The organism is Mycoplana sp. ABR4_002 (assembly GCF_056159645.1).
The window spans coordinates 152,552-174,369 of record NZ_JBSWVO010000003.1; the positions used below are offsets into that span (position 1 = coordinate 152,552).

At 58.2% G+C, this 21,818-nt stretch carries 19 protein-coding genes and 2 pseudogenes; 4 read left to right on the top strand and 17 right to left on the bottom strand.

Annotated elements, in window-relative coordinates:
* Positions 1-37 precede the first annotated feature (37 nt).
* Entirely contained in the window at positions 38-973 is a 936-nt protein-coding gene (locus tag ACXAGF_RS23070) for a HEPN domain-containing protein (protein WP_475019888.1), read from the bottom strand.
* A 222-nt stretch (positions 974-1,195) separates the two neighbouring features.
* On the opposite strand from ACXAGF_RS23070, the gene ACXAGF_RS23075 reads away from it, so the two are divergent.
* Positions 1,196-1,369 (top strand): hypothetical protein, encoded by a 174-nt coding sequence (locus ACXAGF_RS23075; protein ID WP_475019889.1) that lies wholly within the window; start codon positions 1,196-1,198, stop codon positions 1,367-1,369.
* Positions 1,366-1,572 carry a hypothetical protein gene (locus tag ACXAGF_RS23080; protein WP_475019890.1) on the top strand — a complete coding sequence of 69 codons (207 nt, stop codon included), beginning with the start codon at positions 1,366-1,368 and terminating at the stop codon, positions 1,570-1,572. The genes ACXAGF_RS23075 and ACXAGF_RS23080 overlap by 4 nt, the downstream gene beginning before the upstream one ends.
* A 283-nt stretch (positions 1,573-1,855) precedes the next feature.
* Here the strand turns inward: ACXAGF_RS23080 and ACXAGF_RS23085 are convergent, their stop codons facing one another.
* From ACXAGF_RS23085 to ACXAGF_RS23100, 4 genes are all read right to left on the bottom strand, one after another.
* Positions 1,856-2,794: a TIGR00341 family protein gene (locus tag ACXAGF_RS23085; RefSeq protein WP_475019891.1), complete on the bottom strand. Its 939-nt coding sequence runs from the start codon at positions 2,792-2,794 to the stop codon at positions 1,856-1,858.
* A gap of 219 nt (positions 2,795-3,013) precedes the next feature.
* On the bottom strand, positions 3,014-3,766 hold the full coding sequence (locus ACXAGF_RS23090; protein WP_475019892.1) for an ABC transporter ATP-binding protein: 753 nt from the start codon (positions 3,764-3,766) through the stop codon (positions 3,014-3,016).
* Positions 3,760-4,824, bottom strand: a complete 1,065-nt coding sequence (locus ACXAGF_RS23095) for a FecCD family ABC transporter permease (protein WP_475019893.1) — start codon at positions 4,822-4,824, stop codon at positions 3,760-3,762. Before ACXAGF_RS23095 ends, ACXAGF_RS23090 begins: the two co-directional genes overlap by 7 nt.
* Positions 4,825-4,827: 3 nt before the next feature.
* On the bottom strand, positions 4,828-5,958 hold the full coding sequence (locus ACXAGF_RS23100) for an ABC transporter substrate-binding protein (RefSeq protein ID WP_475019894.1): 1,131 nt from the start codon (positions 5,956-5,958) through the stop codon (positions 4,828-4,830).
* A gap of 105 nt (positions 5,959-6,063) precedes the next feature.
* Here ACXAGF_RS23100 and ACXAGF_RS23105 point away from each other — a divergent pair, with 105 nt between their 5' ends.
* Positions 6,064-6,879, top strand: coding sequence for a class I SAM-dependent methyltransferase (locus ACXAGF_RS23105; protein WP_475019998.1), 816 nt, complete (start codon positions 6,064-6,066; stop codon positions 6,877-6,879).
* A gap of 407 nt (positions 6,880-7,286) precedes the next feature.
* Here ACXAGF_RS23105 and ku (ACXAGF_RS23110) read toward each other — a convergent pair whose 3' ends face one another.
* The 6 genes and pseudogenes from ku (ACXAGF_RS23110) to ACXAGF_RS23135 form a co-directional block, all read right to left on the bottom strand.
* Positions 7,287-8,099 (bottom strand): non-homologous end joining protein Ku, encoded by an 813-nt coding sequence (gene ku, locus ACXAGF_RS23110; protein ID WP_475019895.1) that lies wholly within the window; start codon positions 8,097-8,099, stop codon positions 7,287-7,289.
* 5 nt (positions 8,100-8,104) lie between these two features.
* Positions 8,105-8,968 (bottom strand): non-homologous end joining protein Ku, encoded by an 864-nt coding sequence (ku, locus tag ACXAGF_RS23115; protein ID WP_475019896.1) that lies wholly within the window; start codon positions 8,966-8,968, stop codon positions 8,105-8,107.
* Positions 8,969-9,453: 485 nt separating this feature from the next.
* Entirely contained in the window at positions 9,454-10,266 is an 813-nt protein-coding gene (istB, locus tag ACXAGF_RS23120; RefSeq protein WP_475019897.1) for an IS21-like element helper ATPase IstB, read from the bottom strand.
* A pseudogene (gene istA / locus ACXAGF_RS23125) lies at positions 10,256-11,781 on the bottom strand (IS21 family transposase). Before istA ends, istB begins: the two are co-directional and overlap by 11 nt.
* 114 nt (positions 11,782-11,895) lie before the next feature.
* Positions 11,896-12,237 (bottom strand): annotated as a pseudogene (locus tag ACXAGF_RS23130) (GntR family transcriptional regulator); the annotation flags it as partial.
* A gap of 235 nt (positions 12,238-12,472) precedes the next feature.
* Positions 12,473-13,078, bottom strand: coding sequence for a cupin domain-containing protein (locus ACXAGF_RS23135; protein WP_475019898.1), 606 nt, complete (start codon positions 13,076-13,078; stop codon positions 12,473-12,475).
* A 133-nt stretch (positions 13,079-13,211) separates the two neighbouring features.
* Here ACXAGF_RS23135 and ACXAGF_RS23140 point away from each other — a divergent pair, with 133 nt between their 5' ends.
* Positions 13,212-14,144, top strand: coding sequence for a LysR family transcriptional regulator (locus tag ACXAGF_RS23140; RefSeq protein WP_475019899.1), 933 nt, complete (start codon positions 13,212-13,214; stop codon positions 14,142-14,144).
* Positions 14,145-15,033: 889 nt separating this feature from the next.
* Here the strand turns inward: ACXAGF_RS23140 and ACXAGF_RS23145 are convergent.
* The 6 genes from ACXAGF_RS23145 to ACXAGF_RS23170 all read right to left on the bottom strand — a co-directional run bounded on the left by ACXAGF_RS23145 (position 15,034) and on the right by ACXAGF_RS23170 (position 21,817).
* A complete protein-coding gene (locus ACXAGF_RS23145) occupies positions 15,034-16,050 on the bottom strand; it encodes a glycoside hydrolase family 3 N-terminal domain-containing protein (protein WP_475019900.1) in 1,017 nt (338 codons plus the stop codon).
* Between the two features lie 12 nt (positions 16,051-16,062).
* On the bottom strand, positions 16,063-16,845 hold the full coding sequence (locus ACXAGF_RS23150; protein WP_475019901.1) for a DeoR/GlpR family DNA-binding transcription regulator: 783 nt from the start codon (positions 16,843-16,845) through the stop codon (positions 16,063-16,065).
* Entirely contained in the window at positions 16,842-17,471 is a 630-nt protein-coding gene (locus ACXAGF_RS23155) for an HAD family hydrolase (protein ID WP_475019902.1), read from the bottom strand. The genes ACXAGF_RS23150 and ACXAGF_RS23155 overlap by 4 nt, the downstream gene beginning before the upstream one ends.
* An 86-nt stretch (positions 17,472-17,557) precedes the next feature.
* Positions 17,558-19,189: a GMC family oxidoreductase gene (locus ACXAGF_RS23160; protein ID WP_475019999.1), complete on the bottom strand. Its 1,632-nt coding sequence runs from the start codon at positions 19,187-19,189 to the stop codon at positions 17,558-17,560.
* 14 nt (positions 19,190-19,203) lie between these two features.
* Positions 19,204-20,706, bottom strand: coding sequence for a GMC oxidoreductase (locus tag ACXAGF_RS23165; protein ID WP_475019903.1), 1,503 nt, complete (start codon positions 20,704-20,706; stop codon positions 19,204-19,206).
* Between the two features lie 10 nt (positions 20,707-20,716).
* A complete protein-coding gene (locus ACXAGF_RS23170; RefSeq protein ID WP_475019904.1) occupies positions 20,717-21,817 on the bottom strand; it encodes an ABC transporter ATP-binding protein in 1,101 nt (366 codons plus the stop codon).
* Position 21,818: the final 1 nt, after the last annotated feature.

Genomic DNA, 21,818 nt, shown 5'->3' on the forward strand with positions numbered 1-21,818 from the left:
CTGCGCCTGCCTGAGAACGCACCCCGATCTCTGGCGCTTAGGAAGAAAGTTGTTCAGCGCAAATCGCTTCGACTATATTCTGCAGCGCCTTGATACGTTCGACCAGCCAGTCCAGTTCCTCACCACCAATTTGATATTTCGAAGAGTACCGCGCCTCGACATATGCCCGCGACAATAACTCAAAGCACCGACGTGAGAATCGGTCTTCTCGCGGCCATGCAGATATCAATCGTTCATCCAGACCTTCGGCACGGGAGCGCAGCACCTTAATTCGGTGAGACTTTGGGCTGTAAAGAGTAAGAGTAAGCAATGTGCAATGATAGGCACTTTCCGTCGCTTGATGGAGCAAAAAAACACCATGCCGCCAAATGCCATTTGAAATGCTAAACTCTGCCAGCTTCAAAGCATCCAGAGACAACTGATACCACTGGGCGAAATGAGCACGCGCTTCGGCCAGCTTTCCCTCACTTGTCAACGGCTTCGGCTTTGCCAGGGGATGGCCAGGCTCCTCGTATAGCACAATCCCGTCCCTGGCGATGTCGACGAAGAATGGCCGACCGCGGCCAAGCTGATCGTTAACATCCTGCAAGGTGTGCACGATCGGTACGACGGGTGTCTGGATGCGACGGGCTATCTGTTCCTTCAATAGCCGTTCTTCGATAGCCTCCCAAAGATCGCTTTCCTCAGCAAAGGCTTTGCTGTTGACGACGATCAAAAGGTCGTAGTCGGAGCGATAGCCACTGACGCGATCCTCGACCCAACCACCCCGGGCATAGGATCCGAAAAGGATCACCTTCAGTATCTTTCCGGCACCCCTCTTCCCCGACAGTTTGGTCGCCTGGAATTGCTCAACCTCGGAAAACAGGGTCTCCAGAACACGCGCAAGTTCGCGACGCTTCCTGTCCGGCAGGTGCTCGATATGGTCCGTCAGGGTCAAAGCTACGTCAAAGCCTTCAGCGTGAATCGCATCCATAGTACCGGTTTCGTAGTCATTACACACCAAACCCTTTTACGAGATGCTCGGATAACATGCAATCGAACGTTGCATTTGACGGGTCTCCAGAACGGGCGAGTGCGCCTTTTGTCTGGACGCTAGCTTCATGAGCTGCGAGACGGCAAGCCCTTCCATTCGCGACGTCTTGACTCTACCTACCTCAAATGAGAACATATAGAGAACATAAGGAGTGTCGTCGCCATGGCCAACACCGACAAAGTCATTGCAGATGCCCTCGCCGCGGTTGCAGCGTCAAAGGCGCTTCGTGAACGCAATCTTGCCCGCCGTTCCGAGGCGCAAAGGTACCTGGAAGCATCGCGCCCCGCCTACGAGTTGCATCGGGCTGAAACCCAACTTGCTTTGCCACTCCAATGAACGCGGCCATCGCAAAGGAACCGGACGAGGCCGTGGCTATCCTGGAAATTCACGAAGGCAACGCGCTTGAAGCGATCCGGACGTTGTTGGCTGAACGTGATGCTTTGGAGGCGAAACTCCAAATCGCCGCAATTGCCATGGGTCACGGTTTCACACGTGGTTGGCGCACGCAGTTACCCGCCAGGTTCATCGGAGAAGGGTGAACGTGAATCGTTGTCAGGTTCGGGGGGTACCGCGGACTGCGTTTTGGAAAACCAACTCGACTCATCGCGCGCTCAATGCTTCGATGAGTCGAGGCTAGGAGGGTGGGATGGCAAGAAAATCGAGTGAACAACGCGCTGGGTGGTGCGACCAGTTCTGGAGTGTCACAACAATGCTGGTGGCGACGCTCGTCACGACAGCAATTCCGACTGTGATTGTGTTGGCCGCCATGACGTACTGAAGGTTCGTCGGGTGAACTCATGCCAGTATCAAGGTGAGGGCAGGTCAGACTGGCAGGTCTCGCAAACCGACGAACGCAGCCAGCGCGAACAAGCAAGTCAGCCACACTATAATGCTTACCTTGACAGACTGCCTTGCGGCACGTTTCTCAAGCCAGGTTCGTGGCCGAACTTCGCGCATCAAAAATACTAGCTGGCCCGCCAGATTTACGCAGACGACGTTCGCTCCGAGAAGCAGCGCCGCGCCGAGCGCGCGGTCGGGTTGAAACGCTGCGAGCATCAATCCGATTGTCGCGGCAGGCGGGAGCAAGGCAACTGCAACCATGACACCAACCAAAGTGCTGGAAAGACCCGTCGTAGCCGAGAGCGCCGCTGCTGCCCCTGAAGCGAGGGCCAGCGCCACACCAGAGAGCTTGACATCCGTCCGCGCAATAAGCTCGCTGGCATCCAGGTTCAGCGGAACGATGCAGCCGAGCAGGAAGGCGAATGCAACTGCAAAGGCGACACCCGCAGTGCCCGTCGTGAGTGCACGGCGGACCAAGTCCCGGTCTCCAAGCGCTGTCGCCAAAATCAATGCGAGATTGGGTCCGAGCAGCGGGGCTATCACCATTGCCCCGATCACGACTGCCACATTGTTCTCACTCATACCGATCGCCGCCACAATGGTCGATAGTGCAACGAGTAGAAGGTAGTTGGCGTCGAGCGAGGCCCCTTTCTCGATGGAGGCATACAGTTCCTCTCGTGTCTGAACGGCGGCAGCCTTTCTTAGTAGTTCCTGAGCCTCCTGCGGTTCATCCGGAGGAGGAATGACTGCCTCAACTGGCAGCACGATCATTCGCCAGTCTGCGTCAACACCAAGCAGGGACTGAATGTCGTCGAGCAGCGTTTGCCGCTCCTGCGGGCCCGCCAAAACATAAAGCGTCCGCTCGCCATCCTCGGCGCCGGATAGGCGATGATCGATAACCGACTTGCGCGCGGCAACCATATCGCGGAGTGTTTCCGCACGTGCGGCAGGCGCTGTAACTTGTATATACCTCAGGGACATTGTTCGTAGCCTCAGGTGGGTGCGATGCTCTGGTCCGGCGGAGCACCATTCAGCCCGAGCAAGTCACGAAACGACACGCAAAGCAAGATGAGCCAAAATGGGCCAGAGAAAATCCTTGGATGCTTACGGCTGAGACTTCGCGCCAGCGCCACTGGAGCGCTACAGGGCACCGTCGACTATGATCATGGGGCGCCCGCGCGAGCAAGTTTCGATGCGGGCATCGACTTGGTAGATATCGCGTAGCATGGCCGGCGTAATAACGTCAGCGGTTGCCCCGCTTGAAGCCATTTTTCCATTGGCAATGACGATCGTGTTTGTGCAGTAGCGCATGGCGTGGTTGAGGTCATGCAATGCGATCAGAACAATCATGCCGGTGCGGCTCGCAAGATCGGCGACAAACTCCAGCACGTCGATCTGGCGGTGGAGATCGAGCGCCGATGTAGGTTCGTCCATCAGCAGAACTTCGGGCTTGCGTACCAGCGCCTGACCGAGCGAAACCAACTGCCGCTGCCCACCAGAGAGGGCATCAAGGCCCCGGAAGGCGAGGTCTTCGATACGCAACGCCTTCAATATTGCGTCGATCTCAAAAAGCTCGTCATCGTTCACGCGCCAACTACCGCCTTGTTTTGCTGCAAGCAGCAAGGACTCGTACACCGTCAGAACTGCGTTCGAGCCTGTGTCCTGCGGCATGTAGCAGATCGAGCGGTCGCCGCGTGCCGCATCAGACAACTCGACGACGCCGGGCCCGGAAATCAGGCCTGCGATGCGCTTGAAAAGGGTCGACTTTCCCGCTGCGTTCGGGCCGATCACCGCGGTAGTTGCGCCGGGTGTCAACAATTCAATTGCGACCTTGGACAGAACCGTCGTGCGACCATAGCTTGCGCCAAGGTCCCTCAGAACCAGACTTACCACGCGCGCCTCCGGTTGGAGAAAATCAGGACGAAGAAGAAAGGAACGCCGACGAGTGCGGTAATCACGCCGATCGGCAGGATCGCACCGGGGATCAGAACCTTGCTGACAACTGATGTCGCCGAGAGCAACAACGCACCGCAGATAACGGAACCGGGCAGGAAGAAGCGCTGATCCTCCCCGACGACCATGCGAGCGATGTGCGGCCCGACGAGGCCGACAAAGCCGATCGTGCCGACGAACGAAACGGGAATGGCAGCAAGCAGGCTGACCACAAGCATGGTGTGAAGGCGCAGCCGTCGCACATCGACGCCCATGCTCGCCGCCTTGTCATCGCCCAGCCTGAGCGCTGTCAATGACCAGGCATTGCGCATGAACAGCGGAAGCGCAATCAGAAGGATTGAAGTCGTTACGAATACCTTGTCCCACGTCGCCTTGGTAAGACTGCCCATGGTCCAGAAGACAACAGCGGCTAGCGCCTGTTCCGAAGCCAGATACTCGAGCAGCGACAGGGCGGCGTTAAAAGTGAACACGAGCGCGATACCGAGCAGCACGATGGTTTCCACTGTCACGCCTCGCATGGTCGAGGCGAAATGGATGAACAGTGAGGCCACCATTGCCATGATGAAGGCGTTGATCGGCACCATGTACTGAACCGCGCCGGGGAAGATCGCGACACCACTCACCAGGCCGAGTGCCGCTCCAAAACTAGCCGCCGCCGAAATTCCAAGTGTGAAAGGGCTCGCTAGCGGGTTCGACAGGATCGTCTGCATTTGCGCCCCCGCGACGGACAGCGACGCCCCAACAGTCACCGCCATCAGCGCGATTGGCATGCGGATATCCCAGATCACGACGCGCAACTGGTCCCCCGCCGTGCCTGGTGAGAAGAGCGCGGAGAGCACCTGAGAAACACTGTAGTTCGCCGGCCCCAACGCCATATCGACGGCAATGCTTGCGGCAAGCGCTATGCCAAGGCCGGCAAGGATGAGGATGCGCCGAAAGGCAAGGGCGCGATACTGATCGCGCCCGGTCGCCTTCGTTTCGATTGGCGCGGCGGTCATCGCCTATTCGCCCTTCAGTGAGACGAAATATCCCGGTTTGTAATCGAGTGGCAGGAAGCGGGCGTGCAGTTCCTTGAAGGTAGCCTCCGGGTCAAGATCCTGGAACAGATCCGGGTGCAACCACTTGGCGATCTGCTGGATCGCGACGAACTGGTAGGGATTGTTGTAGAACTGGTGCCAGATGGCGTGGACGTTGCCATCCTTGACGGCCTTGATGCCGGTGAAGGCTGGCCGCATCGTCAGTTTCTCCAGCTTTCGGTGTGCTTCGCTTGTATCCGCGCCGTAGCCTACGCCGACCCAGTTGCCGGCTGGGACATAGGCCTCCCACATACCACCGGTGATGATGACCTGCTCGGGATCGGAGGCGATGATCTGCTCTTGGTTCACCGTGCCGAACGTGCCCGGGATGATGTCCTTGGCCATGTTCGTACCGCCGGCGAGCTCGACCATCTTGCCGAAATTCTCGTTGCCGAAGGACATGCAGCAATCTTCCGAGTAGCCCCCTGCCCTCTCGACGAAGACGACGGGCTTAACCGGTTTTTTCTCCTCAAGGACATCTGTCACCTGCTTGATGGCATCAGCTCGAAACTGAATAAAGTCTTCGGCCACCTTCTCCTTGCCCATCAACGTGCCCATGATGCGCATGCTCGGCTCGGTGTTTTCCATCGGCCTTTCGCGAAAGTCGATATAGACGAGCGGAATTCCGACCTTGGCGAGCTTCTCGATATAGCCGGCCTCTTCGGTCGCAGTCTTGGAATCGACGTTCATCAGGATAACGTCGGGCTTCAGCGCCACCGCCTGCTCGATGTCAAAGGTGCCCTCCTTCATGCCGCCGAATGTCGGCAGGCTGGCGATTTCCGGATACTTGGCAAGATACGCAGCATAGGATTCCGGATCGGCCTTCGGCAAATCGTCGCGCCATCCAACGACGTGCTGAAAGGGGTTGTCGTTGTCGAGTGCCGCGAGAAAATAAATCTGTCGCCCCTCACCGAGGATTACCTGCTTCACCGGGACGTTGATTTCGACATTACGACCTGTCACGTCCTTCACGACGACGGGATCGGCCATCGCCGGCAGCGCGGTAGACACGAGAAGGCCGAGTACGAAAATTGCCGACTTGCCAAAAAGACGCATGGGTTTGATCTCCCGTGGAAACTGCAGGGCACATATTATTTGATGACTTTTCTAGTCAAGTATTATCTTTTAGAAGCGTTCGAAGCTGGAGACGAGTTCAGAAACATGCAGAACGATGGAACGGCGAAAGGCGCAAATTTCAACTTGAGGGATGAGATCAGGGCCTACTGGTCTGCACGTGCGGCGACATTCGACCTGGCTGCCGGCCACGAAATTTTCTCCGCGGAAGAACGGACTGCATGGCACGAATTGATCGAACGCCATCTTGGACGTGGTGGTGGCCGAAAGGCGCTCGACCTTGCAAGCGGCACCGGGGTGATTTCTCATCTCATGGACGATCTTGACTATCAGGTGACTGGCATTGACTGGTCCGAGACCATGCTGGCGCTGGCGCGCACCAAGGCCGCCTCCCGTGGTCGCGCCATCCAGTTCCGTCTTGGCGACGCTGAGAACACGCTTGAAGCCAATGAAAGCTACGACGTGATCGTGACCCGCCATCTTGTCTGGACACTGGTCGACCCTGAAGCCTGTTTTCGGGAGTGGCTTCGCGTTCTTAAGCCCGGCGGCAAGCTTTTGGTCATCGACGGAGATTTCGTCAATACCAGCCTTGCCGAAGGTTTGGTGAAGCGCTTCGCCTCAATTCTCGAACAATTTGGCTTGACCAAGCCTCAGACGACCCATGCATCGACAACAATGGCCGACACACATAAGAGCATCCTTTCACGCGTCCATTTTTCCGGCGGCGCCAGGGCTGAAAATGTTGCCCGCCTGATCGAACAGGCCGGATTCTCAGCTGTGAACACAGACACGAACCTGCGGCGAATCCACAAGGCGCAGGCATCAAATCTCGGCTACCTTAAATCCGTTGCTCGGGGGTTCCAGCACCGCTATGCGATCATAGCCAAGAAGCCGTCCGGCTAGTTTTTGCGACGGAAAAAGGCCAACGAATGCCTTGGCGTCGGGCGATCATGTGTCCGCTTGTCTTGTTTTAATTCCTAGCTGCCGACGGTCGGCGGGCGGCCCCACATAGGCGCGACGCGCGGCCGATGCTTGGAGTATCCCGGAAAAAAGAAGCTCCGCGCGATGGCGGAGCTAAAACGTGCGGTCCTGACTGACTCTGGACTGAGAACACCATCAGTAGAGGGTGTCTCGTAGCTTCTACCGCTCTCCTCGGCGACCCACAAGCGAATATGTTCGCGTCAGCCTCACTCACAGGGCTGGAGCAGGTTTTGATGCGGACAAGCGTGATGGAGCTGAGGACCGACGGCCTGGTTTTCGGCGATGGCAGGGCGATCTTAAAGACCGACACACTCGGCACGATGCCCCATCTACCTCTTCGCCTTGGATCCCGGCTTTTTCCCGCTACCTTCCAGACTCTTTTTCAACGCGGCCATCAGGTCAACCACATTATTCCGGGAAGCGGCTGGGAGATCGACCGGTTGGTCAATCTTCTTCAGGCCTTTCTTCTTGGCGGCGATGATCTTGAGGAGGCTGTCCTGCAGGGGATCTTTCACAAACGAGCGAGACCAGTGCTTCGTCTGGCCCTTTATCATTTCCTGCGCCATCTCGAGTAGCTTGGGATCCGTATCGGCATTGATGCGGTCGAAATATTCATCCTCATCGCGAACCTCGTCGCCATAGTGCAAGGTCCAAACGACGATGCCGTTACCTCTCGGCTCGAGCATGATCGCATGCTCCCTCCGCCCAATGACCAACCGGGAAATCCCCACGACGTCCTCGGCTGCCATCGCATCTCGGATCACCGCAAAGGCATCTTCGCCAACCTTGTCATTGGGAACCAGGTAGTACGCCTTGTCGAGCCAGATCCAGTCGATCGTTTCGCGAGGGACAAACGTGCTGATATCGATCGTTCGTGCACTCTCCAGAGCGATGGCATCGAGCTCCTCGTCTTCCAGAAGGACATATTCCCCCTCCCGATCGAACCCCTTGACCTCGTCGTCCGTGGTCACCTCCTTGCCCGTAACGCTATCGACATAATGGGAGACAACGCGGTTGTTGGTGGCACGGTTTATCGTGTGAAAGCGAATCTTCTCGGATTCGCTCGTCGCAGGCGACATTGCCACCGGGCAGGTGACAAGAGAAAGCTTCAAGTAGCCCTTCCAGTAGGGACTGACCGCCATGGAGATCACCCAGCCTTTCGTCTTTCGCCGGACCCAGCTTTCCTAGCCTTTTGAGCACCTGCCGCCCTCGAGTTGGCGGTCGATCTTGCCCTCGGCGTCTTGACGCCGGCGCTTTCGCGAAGCGCGTCGAGCAAGCTGGTGACGTTGGAAACCTTCTGCTCTTTCGCTGGCTTTATCGCCTTGCCTTCGGCCTTGGCCTGTACAAGCTCCAACAAGGCGGCATCGTACCGGTCGTCAAATTCCTTGGGATCAAACTTACCCTTCTTCTTGGATATAATGTGCTTCGCCAGGTCGAGCATCTCACCTTCAATGTGCTCTTTCGGGGCTTCCTCGAAGGCGTCCTCCGCGGACCTTACCTCATAGTCGAAGTTCATGGTCGAGGCGATCAGCCCGTTGCCGTGAGGACGAATTAGAAGGGTACGGAGCCGACGGAAAAGCACGGCTTTGGCGATCGCTGCGACATCACAGCGGTCCATGGCGTCGCGCAAGAGAACGAATGCCTCTTCGCCGGCTTTGTCGGGTATGAGGTAGTAGGGCTTGTCAAGAAAGACGGTGTCGATTTCTCCATTTGGAATGTAGTCCGACACGCGGATCGTCTTGTCGCTTTCTGGCGCCAGGGCAGCAATCTCATCGGGCTCGATAATGACGTGCTGGCCGTTCTCGATCTCGTATCCCTTCACTTGGTCATCGCGGTCAACCGGCTTGCCATTTACGCTGTCTATGTATTCCCGGCGGACCTTGTTGCCAGTCTTCCGGTTGACTATTTTGAAGCTAACACGTTCCGACGATGAGACAGCCGTGTACAAGATGACGGGGCACGTAATTTCCCCGAAACTCAGAAATCCCTTCCACAATGCCCGCGCCGCCATACTCGGTACCTCCACGGAACCAGAACGGTTTACAAGCCTCTATGTTTCTCAGATTCCCGAATCAAATTGTGGCTAAAACTTGACTGTCCATGGATTCGGCTACATTTCGCCTAGCTTTGTGGCTTCGGCAAACGCCAGGTGCGTCGACGGGTCCGACGGAAAGATGTCTAGGACATTGTTCCAATGATGTCCGGTTCGACGAATCACGCTGCTCTAAGCTGCGCGAACGAAGGTTCCTGACCTCCCCTGCTTGCCGTCCTCCCCCGCTCACATGCTCAAGCCCAGCCCCTTCAATCCTCGTGTCAGCTCGTACTTCCGGCTGAGCTCCGAGCTCGATCGACGAGACGCTCGATCTCCTTGATGCGCTCGATTCTTGCGCCAGCCGATCGAGCTCTTTCTTGAACTCACGCGGTGGCCTTTGCTGCCTGGATGTTGATTTGCGCTGAGAAGTGACCCGGTATTTGCGCCGAGAATTGACCCGCCTCTTAGATATGTTTCGGGTCTTGGGTCGTGGTCAAGTTCCTGTTTTTCTCCTTTGCCGGTTTGGGTTCATGGGCTGAGCTGTTCTTGAAGCGGAAGCTGTCGTTTCCGGATTCAAGGATGTGGCAATGGTGGGTCAGGCGATCGAGCAGCGCCGTCGTCATCTTGGCGTCCCCGAAGACGCTGGCCCATTCGCTGAAGCTGAGGTTGGTGGTGATGATGACGCTCGTGTGCTCGTAGAGCTTGCTGAGCAGATGGAACAGCAGCGCGCCGCCTGAGGCGCTGAACGGCAGGTATCCCAGTTCGTCGAGGATCACGAGATCGGAGTGGGCCAGTCGGTTGGCAATTTGCCCCGGTCGCCCCTGGGCCTTCTCCTGCTCGAGCAGATTGACCAGTTCGACGGTGGAGAAGAAGCGAACGCGCTTTCGATGATGCTCGATGGCCTGCACGCCGATCGCGGTTGCGATGTGCGTCTTGCCGGTGCCGGGCCCGCCGACCAGCACGATATTGTTGGCGTCATCGATGAAGTCGCAGCGATGCAACTGTCGCACAAGAGCCTCGTTGATCTCACTGCTTGCGAAGTCGAAGCCGTTGAGGTCGCGATAGGCGGGAAAGCGTGCGGTCTTGAGCTGGTAGGCTGTCGATCTGACTTCGCGTTCCGCGGTCTCGGCCTTGAGGAGTTGCGACAGGATCGGAATCGCGGCCTCGAAGGCGGGCGATCCCTGTTCGGTCAGTTCACCGACAGCCTGGGCCATGCCGTGCATCTTCAACTGCCTGAGCATGATAACGATCGCGCCGCTTGCTGGATTATGACGCATGGCGCACCTCCGTCTTCCTCAAGGCGTCGTAGCGTTCGACATTGGCTTTGGGCTCGTTGTTGAGCGTCAGGGCCTGAGGTGCGCTGATCGTGGGCGGCGTGAAGGATTTACCATCGACGAGGCGATGAAGGAGGTTGAGGATGTGGGTCTTTGTGGGCACGCCAGACTGCAACGCCATGTCGACCGCAGACAGCACCGCCTGCTCGTCGTGCTGAAGGACCAGCGCCAGGATATCGACCATCTCGCGATCACCGCCGGACTTCTTGAGCAGGTGCTGCTGCAAGGTTCTGAAGGCGTCGGGAAGTTCGCTGAATGGCGCGCCGTTGCGCAGAGCGCCGGGCTTGCGTTGCACCACGGCTAGATAGTGCCGCCAGTCATAGATCGTTTGTCCGGGCCGATCATGGGAGCGATCGATGATGCGGCGATGCTCGCAGACAATTGGCCTTCCGCGGCCACAACGATACGATCCGGGTAAACGCGGAGGCTCACGGGCCGGTTGGCGAACGACGCCGGGACGCTGTAGCGATTGCGCTCGAGATGGACGAGGCAGGTCGGGGTGACCCGCTTGGTGTATTCGACAAAGCCATCGAACGAACGGGATACCGGCATGAGCGTCCGTGCTTCGTCAGCCCAGATATCGGCGATGGTGCCGCGCATCTGCCCATGTGGCGTCTGAGCCCAAAGTTCCTTGCAACGGTTCTCCAGCCAATCGTTCAAGGCTTCCAGGGTCGGAAAGCGCGGGATGGGTTGCCACAGTCGATGACGGGTATCCTGAACGTTCTTCTCGACCTGTCCCTTCTCCCAGCCGGAGGCCGGATTGCAGAACTCAGGTTCGAAGAGATAGTGGCTCGCCATGGCCATGAAGCGGACGTTGACGTCGCGCTCCTTGCCGCGGCCGACCTTGTCGATCGCAGTTCGCATGTTGTCGTAGATGCCGCGCCGGGGGATGCCGCCGAACACGCGGAAGGCATGATTGTGGGCATCGAACAGCATCTCATGCGTCTGCAGAAGATAGGCCCGCACGATGAAGGCCCTCGAGTAGCTCAGCTTGGTATGTGCAACCTGCAGCTTGGTGCGCTCATTGCCGATGATCGCCCAATCCTCGGACCAGTCGAACTGGAATGCCTCACGGGGTTCGAAGGCCAATGGCACGAAGGTGCCACGACCGGACGTCTGCCGCTCTTTTTGCCAGTCTGCTCTCCACTCTCGGGCGAAGGCGGCAACCCGGCAATAGGACCCGTCGTAACCGAGGCTTAGCAGATCAGCATGGAGCTGTTTGAGGGTGCGCTTCTGCTTGCGGGGCTTATTGGCTTCCGTCTTCAGCCAGGCCGATAGCCTGTCCGCGAAGGGATCGAGTTTGCTCGGCCTGTCCGGGACCCTGAACTTTGGCTCCACGCCGTCGGAGCGCAGATACTTGCGGATGGTGTTCCGGGAGAGGCCAGTGCGCCGTGAAATATCCCGGATCGAAAACCTGTCTCGAAAATGCCAGCGCCGGATAACGCTCAGTAACTCCATGTCGATCACTCCAGAGCCCTCGCTGCGAAAACGCGAGGGACGGTTCCAAACATGGGTCAATTCTCGATGAAAATATCCCGCGATACCGGGTCACTTCTCAGTGCAAATCAACACTTCTGCTAGATGGACCTGCAGTATGTTCCGTCCGGCCGGCGTCAGTTCGCTCATGTTTCGCAGCAGGCCCGATTCGATGACGCGCCGAGCCGCATAGACCGTTATGGCCTCCTCGGCAGACGGCTCGGCCACGAACCAGCCCCGACGGGGACTGACATGGACAATAGCGCGGGTCTCGAGCCGCATCATCGCCTCCCGCACGCGCGTGCGGGACACGCCGAAAAGTGTTGCCAGCTGGTTCTCACTCAGTCGGGTGCCGGGTTTTATGCGGACAGAAAGGATTCCGGAGACGATGGTCTCTTCGATGCTGCTCTGAGTATCAGACGTGTGGTTGACTTGCATACAAGACATGTACGCAAATTACGTGCCAGCCAGGCACAACCAATAGTATCAATCATTTATGCTGGGCCTGCGCCACGTTCGCCGGGAGCGTAGTCACTACTCGTCAGATGTCGCCAAAATTTTGAGCTTTCCGCTCCGTTGTGTCGTGTCATTGCCGCTCGCGGCAAGATGGTCTGCGCATCTCTTGCGAATTCGTCTTGCATCACCTGGCCTCGTTTCAATGAAATGTTTGCCACTATGGAATCACTTGCCAATCCGGAGAGCGGACACCCGGACGTGCCGGCCTGATGGCCAGGCGATATCCTTGAAACCGTGCAATCGGCGTAGCCATCGCAAAGATGAACTTCTGAAGCCATACGGGAATTCCGGCAAGATAAAGGTGGCCGTGAAAAGCATGGAGGAGGAGTACGATCGCCAGGAACCTGACTTCTCCTTCTGGGGTGAAGTATTCAGGGCGATCTCTCGTCCAGAGTGCGAGATTGAGAAAGAACCGCTGATGTTGTTGGGCATTGGCAAATGTAACCGTTATACGGGTTTCGCCCACGTAATCATTGCGGAAAAAGTGACGCGCGCCCTTTGGAACGACAATTGAGCCCCCGGCCTCGACAATATGCTTGGTGCCTTCGATGAAGACCGCCAGGCGGCCATGTTGAACCTCGAAGGCCTCGTCGGTCTGCGGATGAATATGCTCGACGGCGTTGCCGCCACCGGAGCCTCCCTCATCCAATACGACATCCATCCGACTCGATACCTGACTATCGTACGGGTGGGTGAAAATGAAGGTTTCCTTGTTGAAATGATTGGTTATGCGGGTTCCGGGCGGGACGAGTACCGTCGACATGGCCAATTCCTCTGTATGAGATGTAGAGACCGATCTTGTGCTGGCTTGCGTGAAGCGGACCGTCGTGTAAATTGGCTGAAGGGTACCTTCAAACACCATTCGTGCTGGTCCGTTCTGCATCTCTGCATAATCAATGTCTCGGCGCTTCGATTTTGATGACTTGCGTTATCTCTTGGCTGTTGCCGAGACGGGGTCGACCTTGGCCGCAGCACGCGCACTCAGAGTCAGTCAAAGCACCGTTTCGCGCCGCATAGCGGCTTTAGAGGAAGCTGTCGGAATACTGCTGTTCCAGAAGCTTCGAACCGGCTACCAGTTGACCGATCAGGGCAAGTTTTTGCTTGGGCCCGCCAGTAACGTTCGATCGGCAACTCAGGCCTTCTTGCATGCGGTAGACGACCTTTCCCGCAATGTTTCGGGCACTGTCCGCTTCACCACCAATCACCTCCTAGCCGAATTGGTCCTGCCTTCTCTGGTCAGCCAGATGCGTGAGAAATACCGGGACGTTCGCGTCGAAGTTGACACAAGTTCCGAAATGAGGGACTTGGCGAAAGGCGAAGCCGACGTTGCTCTCAGGTCGGGCCAGGCAAGATCAGACGCCGGTCTGGTGGGTTTGAGGCTCGCTGTCGATCATTGGAGCCTGTATTGTTCACGGTCATATGCAGAACGATCCGGGTATCCGACGTCTGCGAGTGAACTTCGCGATCACGCACTTATCAGGCTCGATTCCAGTTTTTCCACCCGGCGTGAATTCGAATGGTCCCGAAAGCATTTTCCCGATTCTGCAGTCATCATCGAACAAAACTCGTTGCCGGGTGCTTTTGCGAGTGTGCGGTCGGGCATTGGCGTTGGCTTCTACTCAGACTTCCTCGCTTGCATTGATGATCAACTCGTGCGGTGCTTTCGGCCGGATCTGCCCCCTACTCTTGAAATATGGCTTCTCACTCACGAACGGTTGAGAGATGTTCCACGCGTGCGGGCAGTCATGGACACGGTCAAATTGATTGTGCTCAGGCACAAGCGGCAACTTCTGGAAATCAACAAAGCAAGTATCATCACAGTGGAATGATCCGTGTCGTTTAGGTGCTTTCCGACGCTTCAGCAAAGCGTATTGCGGAAATTTTACTGGTACTTTTCGACAACCCCCACCGGCCTAAGGCGAGGCCACCGTCAGCAGTGCGAGAACTGCAGCCAAGGCGGGCAGATTGCTGGCGAGGGTCAGGTCGGCAAGGATGCGGCCAGGGCGGCGAGGCAGAAATGCCACAACGCCTAAGCGATCCGAACCGATCGTCAGGCACACCCTCCGATGATGATCATGAGTGGCCGGCAGGCATTTTGGGCTAATGCCCTCCGACGCGTTCACTGTGCTGGGAACGCCCGACGAGCACGTGCCCGTTTGCCGGGAGCGCTATCCTGTCCATTTCACGGCCGAGGCGCGCCGCGCCGCCGCCCGCCAGCGCGAGGGAACATGATTCTCGGTTGGAGTAGACCACGCGCACCGGCCACTGCCTGTTCAATCCACGGCACAGGACGAATTCAGCCCCGCGCGAGAGCCTTCTCGAGAAGGTCGGCGAATGCGCCCGTTCTGCAGCTGCCAACCGCACGGTTGTGGCAAGGCGTGGCATGCCAGTCTTTCTTCCCGCACCCCAACCGTCATTCATGCAGCTGTTTGGGTCATGCTGATTGAACAACCGGATGGTAGTTTACTCCGTGCAACATCGAGCAAGGTTTCGTTGGCGAGACGGCTGACTTCGGTGCAGCAGGTCTATCAAATCGCACGCAAATGCGGGCTCGACTTGATCACTATCCCCGTTCAGCACCGAAAATGACCACCTACTGGTGCACAGCACCGTAGAACGCGTCAGCATTGCTCGAGCAAGTGAAGCGGCAAGGGTACTGATAGACGGCTCCAATGACGCAGGCTGCCGGTTGGTGGACACCATTGAAAAGTGTTGGCGTCAGGCTCCGTTCCCAGCTGCACAGAGTCGAACGCGGGTTGCAGCTTCGGCCAGACGCTCCGGAGCAATCCGCCCATTCCGCGCGGAAATCGCAATGCCCTCGCATAGCGCATCAAGGTGCGGCCCACCACTGACGAGCAGCAGGTTCGCACCCGCAGTCAGTGCGGTGATAGCCGATTCGAGGAGGGATCGTCCGCGCAAGGTGGCCGGCGCATCAAGATCGTCGCTGACGATCAGGCCCTTGAAGCCAAAATCGTTCCGCAACATTGCCATAACCGCAGGTGAGGTGCTGGCGGCATTTTCCTCATCAATGGCTGAAACCGGGGCGGGGCCCGTCATGATCGCCCTCGTTCCGGCCCTGATTGCGGCTGTGAAGGCCAGCGCATTTTGCACAATACGGTCGCTCGGCGTCGACAACGAGACATCGACAAGCGCGGGATCCTCGGCAAGGTCGTTGAAGCCAGGGAAATGTTTGGTGACGGCGGTGATTCCGGCGGCCTGGACACCCTTCACGAAGGCCGAAACCAGCCTCGCAACCGCATGCGGGCAAGACCCCATCGTGCGCCCTCGCAACCAGATGTTTTCGCCATCGACAACATCGGCGATGGGCCCGAGAAACATCGATACACCGAGATCGCGAGCGGCGGAGGCGGTCATCCGGCAACGTTCAGCAAGCGCATCATCGCCAAGGGCCTGGGCTTCTTCGAGCGAGGGAAGCGAAGGCACCAGCCCCTGGAGCCGCTGGATGCCACCAAGCTCCTGATCAACGGCGACGATCAACCCTCGCCTTACCCCTTCCAGCCGACGCAGGCAGGCTCGAAATTTTTCGGGCGTCTCGCTGGCCAGCCGTTCTGCAGACATGGCGCGCGCGACATATTCCGACCGATTCTCGCCGATGAGGATGGAACAACCGCCCTTTTCCAGAAATGGAACCATGACGTCCATGACGTCCAGCGTATCGAAGGCCGGCAGAACAACGGCTCTTGCGTCCCGATCAATTGAAGAGGTCATCATCATGTACGCCCTTTGTCAGACTGTCTCGACATCGACACCGGCCTCGCGGATTTTCTTGAGGATCTCGGCGTCCTTGCTATTGGTGAAAAGCGTTGAGACTGCGGAGATCGGCGCCACTTCGTAGGTCGCGGCCTGGCCGAGCTTGTCGGCAGTGGCCAGAAGCAGGGTCTTGTTGGCCGCGTGGATCATCGCTGACTTCAGGTACGCATCCTCAAAGTCGTCCGCACGGAGCGTCAAGTCGTCAGCGATGCCGCATGTACCGATTACGCAGTAATCGGCACGCAGCCCGCGGATTGCGTCGGTCGCCGCAACACCTGTGGCGCTACGCGTCATCCGCCCGAGACGGCCTCCAAGCATGATCACCTCGGCGAGCGGATGGTCGAGAGCGGCGGCGGCGGCGTCCACGGCCGTTGTGATAATTCGCAGTGAACGTTCTGGCGAGAGCGCGCGCAGGAAGCGGACGACAGTCGTGCTTGAGTCCACCAGCAGCGTCGCTCCGTCAATTATCGAAGCAGCCGCAACCCGGCCGATCAGCTCTTTATCTTCCGCATATAGTGCCTCGCGCCGCTGGAAATCGAGCGAAGGCTTCACGAGCCGCGCCGCACCCCCATGAAACCGCTGTACGAGCCCCGCGTCTGAAAGATCGCGCAGGTCGCGGCGAATCGAATCTTCCGAAACGCCGAACTCCTGTGCCATCACGGTGGCGAGTACACGTCCCGAGGCGTTGACCTTTTCGAGGATGACGACCTGGCGTTCTTCCGGTGAGAGTGAGGAAAGCTGTTTCCTGCCCCCGCTCATTTCTCGTCCTCGGCTTCTCCCGTCAACAGACCCAAATTGATCAAGCGGGATTCCAGCGCCTCGGAGCCTGTGAAGTGCTCGGTATGGAACCCGAGCGCCTCGGCAGCGGCTATGTTGGCAGCATTGTCATCGATAAAGAGACACTCGGCCGCACGGACGCCCGCGCGGTCAAGAAAGCGCTCGAAGATCGGCGCATGCGGTTTGACAAGCTTTTCGCGCCCGGAAACGACGAGGACGTCAAACGAGCCGAGAAAGGGATAGATTTCCTGAGCTCTTGGAAAAGTCTCCGCGGACCAGTTCGAGATCGCATGTACGGGAATGCCGGCGGCCTTCAATCGATCAAGCAGCTTTACCGTTCCCTCTATCTTGCCCCCCAGCATCTCGTGCCACCGCAACCAATAGGCCTCGATAAGGTCGGACTGGTCAGGATTGCGTGACACAAGCTCCGCGATGCCGTCTGAGAATGGACGTCCCGCGTCGAACTGCTCGTTCCAGGCTGAGGTGCAGACATCAGACAGGAAGGCCGAAACTGCGGCCTCATCCGGTAACAGCTTGCGATAGAGATAGGCCGGATTCCAGTCTATCAGCACGCCGCCGATGTCGAAGACTACGATACTCGGGTCCATATGGATGCCTCTTAATGCATGAATTTCCGCAATATATGCACTATCAGGCGAATATAGGCAATATACCGCAGCAATGTTTGATGATCTCAGGCACTCAGGAAGTCAGCCGCGCGCTCACCGATCATGATACAGACGGCGTTAGGATTACCTGAAATCAACGTAGGCATGACCGAGGCGTCGGCGACCCGCAGGCGTTCGACGCCATGAACACGCAACTTAGGATCAACCACGGCCATATCATCCCGGCCCATCCGACATGTTCCGGCGGGATGGAGGGCTGCATGGGCCTCCTTGACGCAGAATGCGCGAATTTCACCACGTGTCCTGAGCGAGGGCGCCGGTGTGTGGCGCGCCGCCACAAATTTCGTAATCGCCGGCTGCGCCATGATGTCTAACGCCGCCATGGTTCCGTCGGTGATGGCGTCGAGATCGTAGGTGTCGGAGAAGTATCGGGGCGCAACGCGCGGGTTCGCGGTCGGATCGGCGCTGAGAAGCGTGACCTCCCCTCGCGACCGCGGCCGGATCTGCCCGAGATTGACGGTGCAACCGTTGCCACCGGGAACTGCGTCCACGCCTTCCTCGATGCCAGCGCCAACGACCATGAAATACTGGATGTCTGGCGTCAGCTGGCTCTTGTCCCCCCACCAAAAAGCCCCACCCTCGATTAGGTTGGACGAGGCGGGTCCATTGCGGAAGAGCGCGTAATTGAGGCCGGCTGCCGCCTTCCAGTGCAATTTCTTGTACTTATCGTAGCTGTGCGGTCCGTTGAGCTGGTAGACCAGCGAAATTTCGATATGGTCCTGCAGATTTTGGCCAACACCTGGCAGGTCGGCATGGGCCTCAATGCCATACCGTCGGATCTGGTCTGCCGGGCCGATTCCGGAGAGCATGAGGAGCTTTGGTGTCGCGATTGCGCCCGTGGAGACGACAACCTCCTGATCGGCGCGATAGACGACCTTGCGCTTGCCCTTGGCGCATTCGACGCCGACCGCCCGTCCCTTCTCGATCAGAACGCGGGTTACCGCGGTACCCGTCTCGATGCGCAGGTTGCCACGCTTTCGGGCAGGCTTCAGATAGGCGACGGAGGAGGAGCTACGGCGGCCATTCCGCGCCGTGATCTGATACAGGCCGCATCCCGCTGGATCGCCTGAATTGAAGTCGGGATTGTAAGGCAACCCTGCCTGCTGGCAGGCCTGCAGCCAGGCGCGGGTCAGGGGATGAATGTAGTCGATGTCGGAAACGCCAAGCGGTCCGCCAATGGCATGAGCGTCATTGCAGAAGCGATTGTTGTTTTCCGCACGCTTGAAGAACGGCAGCACGTCCGCGTAACCCCAACCTTCCGCGCCGAGACTGACCCATTGCTCATAGTCAGCGGGCACACCACGGATGTAGATCATCGCATTGACCGAGCTGCCGCCACCAAGCACACGGGCCTGCACCATGGTCGGTGTTTCCGTCCGCCCTTGCTCGGGCATCGGTTCCCATGGAATGCGTTTAAGGAGATCCCCCTGTGCGGTCTTGTAGTAGGCGCCCGGAATGTGGATGTAAGGATTGAGATCTCGGGGGCCCTCTTCTATCAGGAGAACTCGTACGCTTGGGTCCTCCGACAGTCGCGAGGCGACGACGCACCCGGTCGATCCGCCACCGACGACGATATAGTCAAAGATATTGACCTCGGCCGGGGCTTGCGTAGAAATGCCGTAACGCGCCGATCCCATGTTGCGAAGCTCCATTAGTGCCCCCTTGAAATTGCGGCCCCGGCCTTGATGGCGAGGGCGGCTATTGTCAGCGCCGGATTGACGGCGGCCGATGTCGGCAGCACGGAGGCGTCCGTAATGTAGAGATTTTCTACATCGTGGCTGCGGCAGTTCAAATCGACCACTGAGGCTTTCGGATCGTTGCCGAGACGGGCGGTGCCACATTGATGCGATGTCGTCTTTCGACCAAAGGTGTGCGTCAATACGATCGGGAACCCCGCGCTTCGCATGACGGCGCGGGTTTTTTTGATCAGTGCTTCATGCGCCCCCATGTTCGACCGTACCCAATGCATGACGATGCGGTTGTCACGCACCATCACCCGGCTTTCCGGGTTGGGAAGGTCCTCGCTTGTAAGGAACCAGCCGTAAGCGTAGCGCGCCATGAGCTTGGCGAACCAGGCGGGAGCGGGGAACGGTAAATTGGCCTTGAGGATATTGCCGGTGATGTGGCCGAGAAGCTGCACGTTGCCGAGCGGAAAACCATAGTCGTTCTCTGCATTGTAGAAATCGTTGAAGGCCATTGTCTTCTGGTAGACGCAACTGTTCGCGGCAAAAGGATCGATCGTCAGCATCGCTGTCGTGTTGTGGTTCATGAAGTTGCGCCCGACCTGGTCGGAGCTATTTCCAAGGCCGGTCGGATGGACCTTGCTGGCCGATCGCAGAAGCAGCGCCGCAGACTGAACCGCTCCGGCCGCCACGGCGAAGCGATCCGCCAAAATCCGGTGTTCGACGCCTTCCTTGACATAGGCGGCGGCGCGCACGCGATGACCCGTCTCGTCTGTTTCAAGGCGTATGACGCTGGCACCAGTGATAAGGCTGACATTGGGATGGGAAAGCGCGCTGGTGAGCGGCCCCACCTCCGCGTCGACTTTCCCCATGCCCGTATTAGGAAAGCCATCCCAGCCGGTTTTCGCTCCCTTCAGCCAGGCGTCTATATCAATCGACAGTGGCAGGGACGACGGATGGACGCCCGCCTTTTGAAGCCGACGGCGGACGGCAGCAATCGACGGCTCGTCGGGAACCGGCGGGTAGTCATAGGGTTTGTCGTGTGGTGGCTCGGTCGGGTCGCAACCCGTCTCCCCCCGCACGCAATAAATCTGCTCGGCGGCATCATACCAGGGCGAGAGTTCTTCATAGGACAGTGGCCATCCGGGCGATACGCCATCCATATGACGGCGAGGGGCGAAATCCTCACTGCGGTAACGATACATGACCCCACCGAAGAGCTTCGAATTACCACCGACATAGTAGTAGTTGCCGGGCAGGAAGCTCTCTCCGTCCGTGCCTAGCCATTTCTCGGAAGAGCGATAGAAACCCTTCTGGAAGATCGCGATGTCGTCGCGAGCCTCTGGGCTGTCTTTCAGATGCACTCCTCGTTCCAGAATAACAACCCTGAGACCCGAAGGCGCAAGACTGTGCGCCAGGGAGGCTCCCCCGATGCCGGAGCCGATGATGACAATGTCTGCGGTCTCGGTCATGAAAATTCTTTCAGTCGATGCGCGTCTCGGTTTCACTGTCGAAAAGCACAATCTTGGATGTGTCGACCGCCAGTGGTGCCTCCCGGCCCGCATGGGCCTGCCGAGGCGGAAGGCGCGCGGTCACCTCAACGCCACCGAGCTGGAAGACGGCGAGCGTGTCCGGTCCTGTCGGCTCGACCACGTCAAAATCGACCTTAAGCGAAGGCGCAACACCTCCTGTGGCGATTGAAAAATTCTCCGGGCGGATGCCGACCAGTACCTTCCTGTCGGCGTAGCGGCGCAACGCTTCAGCTGAGAGAGGCACACCCGAGATGCGCGCCGGTTGCCGCCCCGCGAGATCAACCACAACCGTTGCCGTCGCGCCAGCGACTTCGAGGACAGCGGGCACGATGTTCATGGCAGGCGAGCCGACGAAACGTGCGACATAGACATTGGCCGGCCGATCGTAGACCGCTTGCGGCTCATCAAGTTGCTGCACCACACCGTCCTTCATAACCGCGACACGGGTGGCAAGTGTCATCGCCTCGATCTGGTCGTGCGTGACATAGACAATCGTCGTACCGAGGCGGGCGTGCAGGCGCTTGATCTCGGTGCGCATGTCCACGCGCAGTTTGGCATCTAGGTTCGACAAAGGCTCGTCGAACAGGAAGAGTTTCGGCTCCCGCACGATCGCCCGCCCCATTGCGACGCGCTGGCGCTGGCCACCTGACAGCTGCGAAGGCTTGCGATCGAGAAGGTGGGTGATCTGAAGAAGATCTGATGCAGTTTTTACCGCCTTGTCGCGATCGACCTGAGCGATCTTGCGGATCTTCATGCCGAACTCGATGTTTTGCCGCACGGTCATCGTCGGATAGAGCGCGTAGGATTGAAACACCATTGCGATGTCACGGTTCTTCGGCGAGAGATCGTTGACGGTCTTTCCGGCAATTCGGATCTCGCCACCGGTAATTGTCTCCAGTCCGGCGATCATGTTGAGCAACGTTGACTTTCCGCAGCCAGAAGGGCCGAGCAACACAAGAAAGTCACCGGTACCGATGGAGATGGAAACCTCCTTAAGGACCTCTAGATTCCCGTAGGCCTTCCGGACGCGATCGATTTCAAGAGTGGACATG